Origin of the sequence: Arthrobacter rhizophilus (genome assembly GCF_026241105.1) — a bacterium.
Taxonomy (GTDB): Bacteria; Actinomycetota; Actinomycetes; order Actinomycetales; family Micrococcaceae; genus Arthrobacter.
The window spans coordinates 46,354-61,249 of the sequence record NZ_JAPFFT010000006.1 but is presented as its reverse complement, the minus strand read 5'-3'; the positions used below and the strand labels follow the sequence as shown (position 1 = coordinate 61,249).

Sequence of the window (14,896 nt, the reverse complement as noted above, 5' to 3'; positions counted from 1 at the left end):
CTGGGGACATGACTGAGGCCGTCATTGTTGCCACTGCCAGAAGCCCCATTGGACGGGCTTTCAAAGGGTCCCTGAAAGACGAACGTCCGGATGACCTCGCGGCAGCGATGGTGACTGCCGTGCTGGCAAAAATTCCCGCTTTCGATCCGGGAGCACTGGATGGCCGAGGCCTCGACGACCTTTACCTTGGCTGCGCCGAACCCAGCGGTGAGGCCGGTTCGAACATGGCACGCGTGGTGACCGTCCTGGCCGGCCTGGACACCGTCCCCGCGGCCACGATCAACCGCTTCTGTGCCTCGAGCCTGCAGACTCTCCGGATAGCGTTCCACGCCATCCGCTCCGGTGAGGGTCACGCCTTTGTCTCCGCCGGGGTCGAATCCGTGTCCCGCTACCAGAACTGGGTCGGGGCCGGGGAAACGGACACCAGCCTGCATAACCCCCTCTTTGAAGGGGCGCGTGCCCGCACCGCTGCCCGGGCCGCGTCCAACACCCCATGGACGGACCCCCGCATGGGTGGACGGATGCCGGACGTCTACATCGCAATGGGACAGACTGCGGAAAACGTCGCGACAAGCCACGGAATCAGCCGGGAGGAACAGGATCGGTGGGCGGTGCTGAGCCAGAACCGTGCAGAGGCGGCCATAGCCTCCGGCTTCTATTCCCGCGAGATCACGGCGTACACCCGCAAAGACGGCACCGTGGTGGGCCGCGACGATTCACCCCGCGCCGGCGTCACCCTTGAAGCGGTCAGCGCGCTGGAGCCGGTCTTCCGCAAGGAAGGAACAGTAACGGCCGGCAACGCATGCCCGCTTAACGATGGCGCGGCCGCCGTCGTAGTCATGAGCGATTTCAGGGCCCGGGAGCTTGGCCTCGAACCGCTGGCACGCGTTGTCTCGACCGGAGTCAGTGCCCTTTCCCCGGAACTCATGGGCATGGGACCCGTGGAGTCCTCACGCCGGGCCCTGGCATTGGCGGGGCTGAGCATGGCAGACATTGACCTCGTGGAGCTCAACGAAGCCTTCGCCGTCCAGGTGGTGGCGAGCGCCCGCGAACTCGGCATCGATCCGGAGAAACTCAACGTGCATGGCGGGGCGATCGCCCTCGGGCACCCTTTCGGCATGACAGGTGCCCGAATGACCACCACCTTGCTCAACGGCCTCCGCGAACGGGATGGCACCTTGGGACTGGCAACCCTTTGCGTCGGCGGCGGACAGGGCATGGCGGTGGTCTTCGAGCGGCTGTCCTAGGCGCCAGGCTGTCCTAGGCCCGCGGGTGTGGGGGTTAGTCGTCCCCGCGCAGGATCGCGAGCAGACGGATGATCTCCACGTAAAGCCAGACGAGGGTGACGGTCAAGCCAAAAGCGGCAGTCCAGGAGTATCTCTGGGGAGCGCCCTGCTGGACACCCTGCTCGATGCTCGTGAAGTCCATGACCAGCGAGAAAGCAGCCAGGCCAATCGCCAGGACTCCGATGAAGACGCCCAGCGGGATGCCGAAGATGTGCACGCTGCTGCTCAAGCCGAATGGCGAGTGGACGACGCCCGTCCACACCATGACCATGTTGATTACGGCGAAGACGAGGTAGCCGAGGGTGGCAACCATGAAGAAGCGGACCGCTTTGGGGGTGGCCCGCACCTTGCCGCTCTTGAAGAGAGCCAGCGTCACCCCGAACACGGCGAGCGTGCCGATGACGGCTTGCAATCCGACTCCCGGGTACAAACCATCCAGGAGGCGCGTCAGGCCGCCGAGGAACAAGCCCTCAAGACCGGCGTAAGTGAGGATCAGTGCCGGAGACGGCTGCTTCTTGAAGGTGTTGACCATGGCCAGCACGAAGCCGCCCAACGCACCGACCACCATGAGGAGATTGGCCGTGCCAGGGGCCACGAACAAAGTGATGGCTGCGCCAAGCAACAGCACGGCGAGGCAGGCGGCAGTCTTGACGATGACGTCGTCGAAAGTCATCCGGCCGGTTTCGGCCGGACCGGCTGAAGGCTGGTTGTACATCTGCTGCAGCTGATCGCTGCTCATCTGCGGCTGTGCTGCCCAGGCGGGCTGGCCATACTGGTTCTGGCCGTGCGAATAGCTGGGAACAGGCGGTGCCTGCGTAGCTCCACGGAAATTCTTTCCGTTGAAGACCGGGTTGCCTCCGAGTGCCATGGTGGATGTCCTTCTTGGTAAGGGGGCGAAGTGATAGTTCACGCTACCAATTCCCACGCCTGGTCGGCAGCGAAAGTTCCACATGTTCACAGACTCTTTAGATACCCCCGGGATCAACAAAGGTTTACATTAGCTGGACTAACCAAATAGTTGCCTGCAGCTTCACAGTTGTTATCTGATCGCGACGTCCCGCGCCCTCTGGGGGGCATTTTTAAGGCTGAGTGAGCGGTAGCATAAGCGGACATGGGTGACGAATGTCACAAAGGTGGCGTCAATTGCAGTGAGATGCTGCCGCGGAGCCCATGACCGTTCGCACCGGCCGCAATGGCGCAGCCGGGACCACCCCCAATGTGGAAGGTTTTCCATCTTGAGAAGCACATCCAGAGACCGGTCCAAGAGACCGTCCATGGGACTGCAGAAAGCCATGGGGGCGCTATTCGCCGTCCTCTTGGCGGCACTGCTCGCAGCCCCGGCGGCACAGGCAGACACCCCATCGCCATCACCCGCCCCGGAACAGTTCCAGAACAGCATCAGCGGCTTCCTGCGCGACGATACCCGCGCCCCCATCCCCGGTGTCAAGATCACTGCAACCGGCAACGGCTTCGAGGGATCCGCGACATCAGGTGCCAACGGAGCATGGAGCATCGGAGTCCCCGTGCAAGGGGCCTACGAGGTCAAGCTGGACACCTCCACCTTGCCCAATGGCATCAAACTTGCCGAAGGCCAGGAGAATCCCCGCAAAGTCACCTTTAGCCAGACCTCCAACCTCTCTGTGATCTTCGCCTTTGGCAAAGGCATCGTGGTCACACAGCAGGACTTCGGCCAGAACCTGCTCAACCGCCTGGTTGCGGGCCTGAGCTTCGGGCTGCTGCTCGCGCTGGCCGCCGTCGGCCTGTCCCTGATCTTCGGCACCACCGGCCTGACGAACTTTGCACATGGCGAGATGGTCACGCTCGGAGCCGTGTTGGTCTTCACCTTCAATGCGATGAACCTGCCGTTCTGGCTGGCGATCGTCCTCGCGTTGCTCGGCGGCGGACTCTTTGGCTACGTTCAAGACGCCGGACTCTGGCGCCCGCTGCGGCGCCGCGGTACCAGCCTGGTGCCCATGATGATCGTCAGTATCGGTCTCGCCTTGGCGATCCGCTACGTCATCCAATTCTTTTTCGGCGGCGCCACGCAGCAGCTGCCCTACGCCCAGAGTTCGGAAATCCAGATTGGGCCAGTGTCCATCTCGCCCAACAACCTTTGGTCCCTGGTCATCAGTGCCGTGGTCATTGCCCTGATCGGCATCGTCCTGCTCAAGACAAGGCTCGGCAAAGCAACGCGCGCAGTGGCGGACAACCCGGCCCTGGCCGCAGCCTCCGGCATCGACGTCGACTCCGTCATTCGCATCGTGTGGATCGTCGGCGGCATGTTGGCATCCCTCGGTGGCATCCTCTGGGCCTACTACCGGCCAGGCGTCACCTTCGACATGGGTTCGCAAATCCTGCTGCTCATCTTCGCCGGCGTGACCCTCGGCGGTCTTGGAACCGTTTTCGGCGCACTGATCGGTTCGATCGTCGTCGGAATCTTCGTGGAGCTGACTACTGTGTTCGGTCTCGCCGCCGACCTCAAATACGTCGGTGCCTTGTTCATCATGATTGTTGTCCTCTTGTTCCGACCGCAGGGTATCCTCGGCCGGCGTGAGCGTGTGGGTTAGGAAACGGCCATGGACTTTGGATTTATTTTCTCCAGCGCTGCGGGCGAATTGATCAGCCCGACGACGGCGGCATACGCCCTGGCCGCGCTCGGCCTCGCCGTGCACTTCGGCTACTCGGGCCTGCTGAACTTCGGCCAGGCAGGATTCATGGCGGTCGGCGCGTACGGCTTCGCCATATCGACCCTGACCTTCAAGGTTCCGTTCTTTGTCGGTTTGCTCATCGCGATCATCTGTTCGGTGGCATTTGCGTTCATCCTGGGTATTCCCACATTGCGCCTTCGCGCGGACTACCTCGCCATCGTGACTATCGCCTCCGCCGAAATCCTGCGGTATATCGTCACCACCAACCAGCTGACCGGCCTTACGGGTTCGGCTAACGGCCTGGCGGCCTTCGAAGGCGATTTCTTTGTGATGAATCCGTTCCCGCCCGGTACATACCTGGGCATGAACAACCGTGACTTCTTCATCAGGGTTGTCGGCTGGGGCCTGGTGGTCGTCTGCTGCATCTTGGTGTGGCTCCTCATGCGCAGCCCTTGGGGGCGCGTCCTGAAGGGAATCCGTGAGGACGAGAACGCCGTCCGTTCGCTCGGCAAGAACGTTTACTCCTACAAGATGCAGGCCCTGATGATCGGCGGCGTGCTTGGCGCCCTGTCAGGCATGATCTTCACCCTTCCCCGAGGCGCGGTCCAGCCGTCCAACTACGGTACGGAGTTGACCTTCTTCCTGTGGACCTGCCTGCTCTTGGGCGGAATGGCCACGGTCCTCGGGCCCGTGATCGGCGCCATGATCTTCTGGGTGGTTCTGTCCCTGACACAGAGCATCCTGTATGGCCTGATCGAGTCCGGAGCGGTGACATGGCTCACTACGGTCCAGGCCGGCCAGCTGCGCTACATCCTGGTGGGCGTGGCCCTCATGCTCCTGATGATCTTCCGCCCGCAGGGCGTCTTCGGCAACAAGAAGGAGCTCGCATTCGCATGACTGAGCCTCGCGACGATTCGCATAATGTGAAAACAGAAGAAGTCAACTACATGACCGATTCCCGGCCGATCGCCATAGGCGAGAACCTACCGGGCTGCAAGAAGAGGGACCCGATCGTGGTGGCGGAAAACGTCACCCGCAGCTTTGGCGGTATCAACGCCGTCGACGTCGAGTACCTCGAGATCCCGCGGCACAAGATCACCGCACTTATCGGCCCCAACGGCGCCGGCAAGACCACCTTGTTCAACCTGCTCACGGGTTTTGACACGCCCAATTCCGGCGAGTGGAAATTCGAAGGAAGCAACATCGCGGGAGTGTCCTCCTACAAGGTGGCCCGCATGGGGATGGTCCGCACGTTCCAGCTGACAAAGGTCATGGGCAAGCTCACCGTCATGGAAAACATGCGGCTCGGTGCCGCAAACCAGCCTGGCGAGCGTCTCTCGAAAGCTCTCTTCAAAGGCATCTGGGGCGGCCGGGAAAGGGAGATCACTGCCCAGGCAGATGTCCTGCTGGAGAAGTTCAAGCTGGACGCCAAGAAGGACGACTACGCAGCATCCCTCTCCGGTGGCCAGCGCAAGCTCCTCGAGATGGCCCGTTCGCTCATGGTCCGGCCGAAGCTCGTCATGCTCGACGAGCCCATGGCAGGCGTCAACCCGGCACTGACCCAGTCCCTTCTTGACCACATCAAGAACCTGAAGGCCGAAGGCATGACCGTGCTCTTCGTGGAGCACGACATGAACATGGTGCGGCACATCGCCGACTGGGTGGTGGTCATGGCCGAAGGCCGGCTCGTCGCGGAAGGCCCACCAGGGGAAGTCATGAAGAATCCGGCCGTGATCGATGCCTACCTGGGCGCCCACCACGACGTCGATCTCGGCGACGCCGAGGGCATCAAGGAACTCGAGGCCGAACTTGAGGCAGACGAGGAATCGATCGTGGGCACGGAAAATGCAGGCATGATCGCCCCCGAAGCCGTCGCCCGATTGGAAGAGGAGGATGGCAGATGAGTGCACCCAGCGCGATGCCGGCAGCCGGCAGCACACCGGCCGACGAGGCCGTGGTGAGCGTCAAGAACCTGGTGGCCGGGTACCTGCCCGGCGTCAACATCCTCAATGGTTGCAGCATCGAAGCCCGCAAGGGTGAACTGATCGGCATCATCGGGCCTAACGGAGCAGGTAAGTCCACCCTCCTGAAGGCGATGTTCGGGCTGGTGAAGGTGCATTCCGGCTCGGTGGTGGTTCGCGGGCAGGACCTTACCGGGCTGAAAGCCAACAAGCTGGTGACCCAGGGCGTAGGTTTCGTCCCCCAGAACAACAACGTTTTTGCCACGCTGACCATCGAAGAGAACCTGCAGATGGGCATGTTCCAGAAGCCCAAGGCTTTTGCCGAGCGCTTCGATTTCGTGACCGAGCTCTTCCCGGAGCTGGGCAAGCGCCGGGCCCAGCGCGCGGGCTCCCTCTCCGGCGGTGAACGCCAGATGGTGGCCATGGGACGGGCACTCATGATGGATCCGGCCGTCCTGTTGCTGGACGAGCCGTCCGCAGGCCTCTCCCCGGTCAAACAGGATGAGACCTTCCTGCGCGTCCACGAGATCAACCGGGCAGGTGTCTCGGTGATCATGGTGGAACAGAACGCCCGCCGCTGCCTGCAGATCTGCGATCGCGGCTACGTCCTGGACCAGGGCAAGGACGCGTACACCGGCACAGGCAGGGAGCTCATGAAGGACCCCAAGGTCATCCAGCTTTACCTCGGCACCTTGGCCGACACCGTGGAGGGCGAGGGACACTGAGCTCAAAGCCCGGCACTGCAGTGCCGGGCTTTTTGCTGCCCGCTTTGGCGCGTCCTCCGGCAGCCCACTTTGGCGCTCCGGCAGCGAAGAGGGCAAAGCAAAGACCCCCGGAGGTTCTCCGGGGGTCCTGCTTACTTCGCTTCGTTATTGTTCAGTCTGCTTCAGCCTGCGGCTTAGAGCTTGCCGAATTCTTCGCGGACCGGCTGGTAGGTGTTGTCGTCCTGGTACTTGTAGATACCGATGTAGGCCTCGGTCGGGTCACCGTTGGCAGCAAAGGTCACGGGACCGGACTTGCCGTCGTAGTCGATGTCCTTGCCTTGGCGAAGCAACGTCACGCAGCTTGGGAAGTCATAGCACTTCACGCCGTCCTTGGAGACGTCCTGGAGGTGCTTGGCAATGTCCACACCCTTCGTGCTCTTCGCTTCTTCCGTTGCCAGGGCGATCAGGTTGACCGCGTCCCAGGATTCACCGGCGTAGCTGTAGTCCTTCAGGCTCGGGTCGATGGCAAGAAGCTGCTTCTTGAAATCATCCTTCGCGAAAGTACCGGGGATGGTGCCCTGGGCTCCGGTCATCGTGCCTGGCTTGAAGTCCTTGCTGTAGTCGGAGGTGTTGCCGTCGACCATGAACAACTGCGTTGGCTTGATGCCCTTGCCTGTCAGCAGCGGAACGATGCTTTTGGCTTGGTCGAAGGAAATCAGGGCAATCGCGTCCGGCTTGGCTGCAATTACCTTGTCCACCTGGCTGCTGAACTGGGAGTCGCCTTCATTGAAGAGTTCCTCCGCAACAACCTTTCCACCGGCTGCTTCGAACGCTGACTTCACGTTCTTCTGCAGGCCTGTGCCGTAGGCGTCGTTCAGGACGATCATGCCCAGGGTCTGGGCACCACAGGATGCCATGTAGTTTCCGAGGACCTTGCCCTGCAGGACGTCAGAGGGGGCGGTGCGCCAGTAGAGGCCCTTGTCGTCCCAGGTACTGAAGTCCGGCGAGGTGTTTGCCGGGGAGAACTGGATGACGCCGGCGCCCGTGATCTGGTTGATCACGGTCTTGGAAACGCCCGAAGACGCTGCACCGACGATTGCGCTGACTCCCTGGCCGAGGAGGGCCGTGGTCGATTGGGTAGCGATATCCGTCTTCGTGTCACCGGAATCACGGTGGATCACCTCGACCGGGTGGCCGAGGACCCCGCCTGCGTCGTTGATCTGCTTGATGGCAAGGTTCACGCCCGCGATTTCGGGCGGGCCGAGGAAGGCCAGCGAGCCGGTTGTAGGCAGAAGCGAACCGATCTTCAAAGGCGCGGCGGAAGTGGTGGTCGCGGGAGGCACAGGACCGGTAGTTGTTGCAGTCTGGCTTGCGCCAGCGCCTGCTCCCGCGCTGGGTGCGGGACAAGAGACGCCTGCAGGCGCGGCGGAACTGCTTCCAGTGGAGCTTGGGGTGGATGTTCCACCACAGGCCGTGGCTAGAAGAGCGACGCCGATGCCAAGCGCGGTGAGTTTGGCCGCACGGGGCGCCGCTTGGGAAAGATCAAACATGGATTGTCTCCTCGATCGAGAGGTGCGATCTGCCATTGATGCGATTGATCAGGTGTTCCTGAATAAGACTCAAACTAATGCAATTGGACCGGGAACATAAGTGATTCAGGTCACAGCCCTATAACACTCGTTGCATGGGGGAAATCTTATGGTCAGCTGGGAGTATCCCCGGACCTTTGCGGCGAGTTCCCCCCTCGACGGGGAGACAAGGATGGCGAACGTGCCCCAGCCGGGACTCGAACCCGGACTGAGCGGATTTTAAGTCCGCTGCCTCTGCCGATTGGGCTACTGGGGCGCCCGGATAATGGTAACCCAGCCCGCGGCCGGGCACGCGTCAAAGGCCAGGAGTCGGGCGCCCCTGGAGCGCCTCGAACGGCGCGGCATAGCGGAAGGTGCCACCGACGCCGTCGGGCCATGTCTTAAGAGGCAACAGCTGAAAATGGTCTCCCCACGCGGGGTCGGGCGCCGTCACGCCCAGTTGGCTGGCCGGAAGATATCCGAAGCGCGGATAGAAATCAGTGCTGCCCAACAAGGCGATGCCCGGTTCGCCCGCGTCCTCGGCCCGTCGGGCGGTCTCCCCCAAGAGCGCAGACCCGATGCCGCGCCGCTGCAGGTGCGGCTGGACGCTGATGGGGCCGAGTCCCAAGAGTTCAAGATTTCCGAGCCGGGCGCGGGTGCTGATGATGTGCCCCACGATCTCCCCGCCGATCTCGGCCACGATGCTGAACTCCGGAAGATACTCGTCGCAGTCGAACAGTTCGCGCAACAGCTTCACCTCCGCCGGGATTCCTTCGACCGGCAGGCCTGTGACCGGGCTGATCGAGAACGCGCTGGCTATCAGGTCCAGCACTCCCCCGCGGTCGGCTGGCATCTCCGTCCGCAGCACCAGTCCCTGTGCCAGCCGCTGCAGCACCTCCATGGCGTGCCCGCGTTCGGCGGAAGGAACCAGCAGGTGGTCGTGATGGAACCCGGCCAGGACGTTGCAGCTTATACCGGCTGCGGTCAGGGCGGAACTGACGGCCGCCGTCAGGCCCACCGCTTCCAGCGCGGAGTGAATCTGAAGGGTGATCCACGCGGCCTCGAAATCGTAAGACAGTCCGAGACGCTCGGCTTCCTCGCGGCGCAGCACCACGGTGAGGCCCTCCGCTTCGCGGACAGCGGCTTCGATATTGCCCTCAAGGGGTTTGCCATGCGGCCACAACGCATACACATAGTCGCCGTCGCGAACCACGGGGTGCATGGATGTCAGAAGGGTTGTCAGATCGCTTTCGCCAGCCATGCTGACAAGTCTAGGACCCGGGGTCGCGGACAGAACCGGCCCGCCGTCACAGCCGGGCCGGGAGTTAGACTTCGACGGCGGCCGCCTCCCGCGTGGGAGGCGGCCGCCGTCGACAGGACTGCTTCGGTATCGCTACTTGGCGTCAGCCGTAACCGGGGTCTTTGCCTCGGCGGGCTCAGCCGCAGGAGCGGGAGCCGGCGCAGCAGCCGGCTTGGGGGCCGGGGTCGCTGCGGACACGAAGGCACCGCGCGGGTTGTCGAGGTCCATCAGCTGGGTGGTGTCGCGGCCCATGATCATGCCCAGGAGCCAGTTGAAGATCACACGGACCTTGCGCTCACCGGTGGGGATGGCCAAGCCGTGGTAGCCGCGGTGGGCCAGCCAGGCGAGGCCGCCCTTGAGGCCGATCCGGCCCAGGAGGTTGATGTTGGCAACGCCTTTCCATTCGCCGAAGCCAGCAACCGCACCGAGGTTCTTGTGCTTGTAGTCGCCCATGGGCTTGTCCCAACGGGAGGCCCACAAGTTCTTGGCCAGGCGCTTGGCCTGGCGGAGTGCGTGCTGGGCGTTCGGAACGCATGTACCGTCCGGCAGGCCACTGCCAGTGAGGTCCGGGACGGCGGCGATGTCGCCAGCGGCCCAGGCGTTGTCGATGATGCCTTCGTCGCCCGCGATGCGGAGGTCCGGCAGGACACGGACTCGTCCGCGGGGCTCCAGCGGGAAGTCGGTGGAACGGATCATCGGGTTGGCCTGCACGCCTGCCGTCCACACGAGGGTGTCGGCTTCGAATTCCTGGGCGGGGGTCTTGTCCGGCAGGTTGATGAGCTTGAGGCTACCCTCGGCATTGTCGAGGGAGGTGTTGAGCAGGACCTCGATACCGCGGCTGCGCAGGTGTTCAACTACCCATTCGGCCTGGGCAGCGGTGACCTCGGGCATGATGCGGCCCATGGCTTCGACGAGAACGAAGCGGATTTCTTCCTGGCGGATGCGGGAGTTGTTCTTGACAGCGGCGCGGGCGAGGTCTTCCATCTCGGTGATGCACTCGATACCGGCGAAGCCGCCACCCACAACCACGAAGGTCAGGGCCTTGGCGCGCTCGGCAGCGTCCGTCATAGTGGAGGCGACCTCGATGCTCTCGAGCACCTTGTTGCGCAGGGCTACTGCTTCTTCAATGGTCTTCAGGCCGATGCCCTCATCGGCAAGGCCCTTGATCGGGAAGGTGCGGGTGATGGCGCCGGCGGCAACCACGACGTCGAAGTAAGGAATCTCGAAAGGCTCGCCACCGTCAGCCGGGGCAACAACTGCGGTGCGGTTCTGGTGGTCGATGCCGGTGACGCGGCCCTGGATGAGTTCCGTCTGCTTGAGGTGCTGGCGGTGGGAGACAACGGCGTGGCGTGCCTCGATGTTTCCGCCGGCCACTTCAGGAAGGAAGGGCTGGTAAGTCATGTAGGGAAGCGGATCAACGACGGTGACGATTCCGCCGGCATTCGCGATCTTCTTCTGCAGCTTGAGTGCTACGTACAGGCCGACGTATCCGCCGCCGACAACGAGAACACGGGGACGGTCAATGAGCTCAGGGGTGGTTGCCATAAGAATAGAGTACAGCACCTTGTGAAAATCTTCACTAACTATTTCCCGGCGCCGCCGACCCAGCGCCACGGGCTATTTCGGGGTACTCGGGTCCACGACGCCTACCACGCCAGTGGCTGGTTCTTCGGGCAGTTCCGGAGAACTCCGGTAGGCGCGCCTCAATTGGATCGAGGCGCCGGCAACGATGGCCACGAAGAGCGATCCAAAGCCGATGACCACCGCAGCGGGAACGGCCGTGTCGGCTTGGGAGGGCGCCTTCGCCACGGGAACCGTGGGATCCGCCAAGGTGGCTGCGGGGCTGCTGGGCTTGGACGTCGGCTCAGGTGTAGGGCTACTGAGGTCCCCGCGCCGATGGACCCGGATCCAGTCCACGATGGAACCCACCGGATTGCTCTTGGCCTCGGGCACATCGGCTTTCAATGCTGCTTCGGCGTTGAGGATGCCGTAGCCATAGATGGGGTCCTTGCCAGGCGCACCAGCGTCCTCTGCCGTGGAAACAATCCGGTTGATGACCTGCTTGGCGCTCATATCCGGCCATTTCGAACGAATCAGGGCCGCGACACCGGAGACTAGGGGCGCGGAGCCGGAGGTTCCGGCCCAGTCTTCATAGCTCCCCCCGGGCAGGCCGCCCACCAGCTTTTCCGCGGGCGCCGAGACACCGATGCTGATCCCCTGCGAAGAAGCATCGACGCTGGCCATGCGGTTCCGGTCAAGGCCTGCCACGGTCAATACGCCGGGAATAGTGGCAGGCGCACCCACCTGGACGTTCCCGCCAATCCGGTTGCCCGCCGCGGCCACGATCACCACGTCCTTCTGTTCGGCATAGAGGAAAGCCGCATCCCAACTCTGGGGCCAATCCGGCGAGGTACTCCCGAGGGAAATGTTGATGACTTTGGCCCCGTTATCCACTGCCCATCGCACCGCCTGCGGAATCTGCTCCTGGTCCGTCTTTCCGGCAGGGTTCGGCGAACCGAGCCAAGCGGAGACAGACAGGATCTCGGCCTCAGGCGCGACGCCGACGATTCCGTCCGTGCCGACGGATCCGGAGGAGGGTGTGGACGACGGAGACGCCGAAGGGCTGGCTGAAGCGTGTCCACGGCCAGCGAGGAGCGTAGCGACGAGGGTCCCGTGCTCAGGTTTGGCGCCGATGCTCTTCTGCCCGTTCGGATCGCCCGATCCGGAAACGTCAGTTCCGCCGACCACGGCTCCCTTGAGATCGGGGTGTTGCCCGTCTACCCCGCTGTCTATGATGGCGACTTTCACGCCCGCGCCCTTGGATACCTGCCAGGCTGCGGAGATGCCGTATTCGTTGAGCCAGTATTCCTTGTCCCGCCAGGAGTCGGCGAACGCAGCGGGTGCAGTCAGCAGGGCCCCTGCCAGGCTTCCCCCGGCCAACATGGCGGCCAGCGCGGCCGATGCGGTTCGGCGGCGCCAACTGTGCGGCAACGTCATCAGCGAATACCCACCCTTAACGAATACTCAGAATACTCAGCGCGATGCCGTCGAGGATGTCATGCTCGCTGGAGGTGGCCACGCTGATGGATCCATCCCCGATCTCAGCCAAGCGCTGGAGTATGCGGCGCCATACGAGTGCTCCGGCTCCGATGACGTCGACGCGTCCAGGGTGCATGTAGGGCAGCCTGGCGCGCTCTTCGCGGCTCATTTCGAGCAGGCTCGTGGCGGCGTCGCTGATGGTCCCCAGATCCAGGCTGGCGCCGTGGATCTGTGCGGGATCGTACTCACTCAGGCCCAGGGCATGTGCCGTGATGGTGGTGATGGAACCCGCAACGCCCACGACGGCGGTGGCGCGGCCCAGCGGGACCGTGCGGCCGGCGAGGTCAATGGCTGCATCGACGTCGGCTTCGGCTGCGGCGATCTGCTCCAGCGTCGGGGGGTCGTTGCGGAGGTGGCGTTCGGTCAGTCGCACGCAGCCGATATCAACGGATTTGGCGGCGATGACGCCGTCGGAGTTTCCAAGGACGAACTCGGTGCTTCCACCCCCGAGGTCCACCACGAGCAGCGGAGACTTGCCACGCGAAGGAAGCACACTGCTTGCCCCTGCGAAGGACAGGGCGGCTTCTTCATCGCCTGAGATGACCTCGGGTTCGACCCCCAGCAGGTCCCGGATCCCGTCAACGAAGACGTCCCGGTTGCGCGCGTCACGGCTCGCGGACGTCGCCACGAAGCGGACACTCCCGGCACCGTGATGGCGGATCAGTTCGGCGTAATCGCCCGTTGCCGCAAAGGTGCGCTCGAGCGCCTCCGGGGCAAGTTCGCCGGTGGCGTCTACTCCTTGGCCGAGGCGAACCACGCGCATCTCACGGACAATGTCGCGCAGCGGAGACCCCGCATCGGCACCGCTGGCGTCCGCGATGAGGAGGCGAATCGAATTAGTGCCACAATCGATGGCGGCTACGCGGCTCATGCGTCGTGCTCCCCTGCAAACGGCTCGCCCGAAAATGCGTCTGTTGTTTGGGAGGACGAGGACTTGCGGACAGGCGCGGGACGGCCCACGATGTCCGGAAGCCCCTGCGGGCCGTGGCGGCTGAGGTCCTTGGACGGGGCCGCCCCCGCGCTGTCCCAAGCGCCGTCGCAGTAGCAGCGGTGCGCGGTCCACCATTCGCTGATCGCTCCAATGGCCTCGTCGCCGAGCGGATTAACTCCGGGCCCTGCCGCCAGGGAGTGGCCAACCAAGACGTGGAGGCATTTGACGCGCGTGGGCATTCCGCCGGCAGAGACCCCCGCGATCTCCGGGACAGGTCCCGTCCCGGCACGTCCGGCGATTTCGTCGCGGGCGTGAAGATAGGCCTCGTGGGCGCTCCGGTAGGCCGTTGCCAAAGGCTCGTCTGCCGCGAGCCGTTCATTCATTTCATTCATGACCCCGCTCGCTTCCAGCCGCGACACTGCGGCGGTGATAACGGGGTGCGTCAGGTAAAACGTGGTGGGAAACGGTGTGCCGTTGCTCAAACGCGGAGCAGTTGCCGCGACCAACGGGTTGCCGCACACGCAGCGTGCGGGGATTTCGACGACGTCGCGGACGGGCCGTCCGAGCTGGCGGCTGAGGATTTCCAGATCGTGAGCTGATGGCTTGCGGGACTCCTGCGATGCAGGTGCCGAGTTATCTTCCACTGGCGTTGCCATCCTTCCTGCCCTGTTTTGGCCGTGCCTATCAGGGCACGACGGCGGCGGGCACCGCGTCTAGTCTGTTGCCGAACGTCTGATGGATTCCCACAGCCCATCCACCCATGGCAGATTGGCGGGGCTTCCGGAAGCTCCTGAGCCGGTGCGTCCGCCCGGTGTCCCGGCGGGAACTCCGCCGCCAAACACCCAGTAGCCTGCTTCACCCGGCATAACCATGTTAATGCGGTCGCGGGCCTGTTGTTTCACGTAGTTGGGGTCCTGCCAGCGGGTGATCTGCTTCTTGAGGCCTGCTTGCTCGGCCTGCTTGCTCGCGATGTCGGCCTCCAGGGCGGAGATTTCCGCTTTTTTCTCCAGGAAAATCTTGACCGTGGGCGCGAGCATGATGGTGATCGCGACCATCACCACGGCGAGTGCAAGCATGCGCCCTGAGAAGGCCTTTGCGGGCACGGGGCCGGTCGCTTTGTCCTTGCCGGGGTGGACCTTTGAGGCAGACTGGGGCTTGCTTTGGGCGCTGCCTTCGGGTCTGGCGGTGGACGACGTCTTGGACCGCGCGTGTGCCGGGGCCTCCTGCTGCGCAAGCGTTGCCTTACGGGACTCGCCGAAGTCGGCACGGATGACATGGCCGCCGTCGGGCTTCTTTTGGGACGACCGCCCCAGTGCGTCGGCTCGGGGGACCTTGGGACGGCGGGTGGCCATGACACTCCTGTAATGCCTGGTGCTTGCCTGGCGGGTTGCTGCGCTTT

The 14,896-nt window shown here is 63.6% G+C and carries 13 protein-coding genes and 1 tRNA gene; 5 read left to right on the top strand and 9 right to left on the bottom strand.

Annotated elements, in window-relative coordinates:
* Nucleotides 1-8: 8 nt before the first annotated feature.
* Nucleotides 9-1,247 carry an acetyl-CoA C-acetyltransferase gene (locus tag OOZ51_RS07280; protein ID WP_265978593.1) on the top strand — a complete coding sequence of 413 codons (1,239 nt, stop codon included), beginning with the start codon at nucleotides 9-11 and terminating at the stop codon, nucleotides 1,245-1,247.
* A gap of 34 nt (nucleotides 1,248-1,281) precedes the next feature.
* On the opposite strand, the gene OOZ51_RS07275 is transcribed toward OOZ51_RS07280, so the two are convergent.
* The gene (locus tag OOZ51_RS07275) at nucleotides 1,282-2,154 is read right to left on the bottom strand and encodes a Bax inhibitor-1/YccA family protein (protein ID WP_265978592.1); all 873 of its coding nucleotides are present in this window, start codon (nucleotides 2,152-2,154) and stop codon (nucleotides 1,282-1,284) included.
* Between the two features lie 424 nt (nucleotides 2,155-2,578).
* On the opposite strand from OOZ51_RS07275, the gene OOZ51_RS07270 reads away from it, so the two are divergent.
* Genes OOZ51_RS07270 through OOZ51_RS07255 form a run of 4 tightly spaced genes read left to right on the top strand, consistent with a single transcriptional unit; the run spans nucleotide 2,579 to nucleotide 6,620 of the window.
* Entirely contained in the window at nucleotides 2,579-3,853 is a 1,275-nt protein-coding gene (locus OOZ51_RS07270) for a branched-chain amino acid ABC transporter permease (protein ID WP_265978713.1), read from the top strand.
* Nucleotides 3,854-3,862: 9 nt separating this feature from the next.
* Nucleotides 3,863-4,831 carry a branched-chain amino acid ABC transporter permease gene (locus tag OOZ51_RS07265; RefSeq protein WP_265978591.1) on the top strand — a complete coding sequence of 323 codons (969 nt, stop codon included), beginning with the start codon at nucleotides 3,863-3,865 and terminating at the stop codon, nucleotides 4,829-4,831.
* Entirely contained in the window at nucleotides 4,828-5,838 is a 1,011-nt protein-coding gene (locus tag OOZ51_RS07260) for an ABC transporter ATP-binding protein (RefSeq protein ID WP_265978590.1), read from the top strand. Before OOZ51_RS07265 ends, OOZ51_RS07260 begins: the two co-directional genes overlap by 4 nt.
* A complete protein-coding gene (locus tag OOZ51_RS07255; protein WP_265978589.1) occupies nucleotides 5,835-6,620 on the top strand; it encodes an ABC transporter ATP-binding protein in 786 nt (261 codons plus the stop codon). Before OOZ51_RS07260 ends, OOZ51_RS07255 begins: the two co-directional genes overlap by 4 nt.
* Before the next feature lie 173 nt (nucleotides 6,621-6,793).
* Here OOZ51_RS07255 and OOZ51_RS07250 read toward each other — a convergent pair whose 3' ends face one another.
* The 8 genes from OOZ51_RS07250 to OOZ51_RS07215 form a co-directional block, all read right to left on the bottom strand.
* Nucleotides 6,794-8,149: an ABC transporter substrate-binding protein gene (locus OOZ51_RS07250; protein WP_265978588.1), complete on the bottom strand. Its 1,356-nt coding sequence runs from the start codon at nucleotides 8,147-8,149 to the stop codon at nucleotides 6,794-6,796.
* Nucleotides 8,150-8,370: 221 nt separating this feature from the next.
* Nucleotides 8,371-8,444: transfer RNA gene (locus tag OOZ51_RS07245), tRNA-Leu, on the bottom strand.
* Nucleotides 8,445-8,483: 39 nt separating this feature from the next.
* A complete protein-coding gene (locus OOZ51_RS07240) occupies nucleotides 8,484-9,428 on the bottom strand; it encodes an N-acetyltransferase (RefSeq protein WP_265978587.1) in 945 nt (314 codons plus the stop codon).
* Between the two features lie 132 nt (nucleotides 9,429-9,560).
* Nucleotides 9,561-11,012: an NAD(P)/FAD-dependent oxidoreductase gene (locus OOZ51_RS07235; RefSeq protein ID WP_265978712.1), complete on the bottom strand. Its 1,452-nt coding sequence runs from the start codon at nucleotides 11,010-11,012 to the stop codon at nucleotides 9,561-9,563.
* A gap of 72 nt (nucleotides 11,013-11,084) precedes the next feature.
* The gene (locus OOZ51_RS07230; protein ID WP_265978586.1) at nucleotides 11,085-12,464 is read right to left on the bottom strand and encodes a S8 family serine peptidase; all 1,380 of its coding nucleotides are present in this window, start codon (nucleotides 12,462-12,464) and stop codon (nucleotides 11,085-11,087) included.
* A 16-nt stretch (nucleotides 12,465-12,480) separates the two neighbouring features.
* Nucleotides 12,481-13,437, bottom strand: a complete 957-nt coding sequence (locus OOZ51_RS07225; RefSeq protein WP_265978585.1) for a Ppx/GppA phosphatase family protein — start codon at nucleotides 13,435-13,437, stop codon at nucleotides 12,481-12,483.
* The gene (locus tag OOZ51_RS07220) at nucleotides 13,434-14,153 is read right to left on the bottom strand and encodes a DUF501 domain-containing protein (protein WP_416346357.1); all 720 of its coding nucleotides are present in this window, start codon (nucleotides 14,151-14,153) and stop codon (nucleotides 13,434-13,436) included. The genes OOZ51_RS07225 and OOZ51_RS07220 overlap by 4 nt, the downstream gene beginning before the upstream one ends.
* 57 nt (nucleotides 14,154-14,210) lie before the next feature.
* A complete protein-coding gene (locus OOZ51_RS07215; RefSeq protein WP_265978583.1) occupies nucleotides 14,211-14,849 on the bottom strand; it encodes an FtsB family cell division protein in 639 nt (212 codons plus the stop codon).
* Nucleotides 14,850-14,896: the final 47 nt, after the last annotated feature.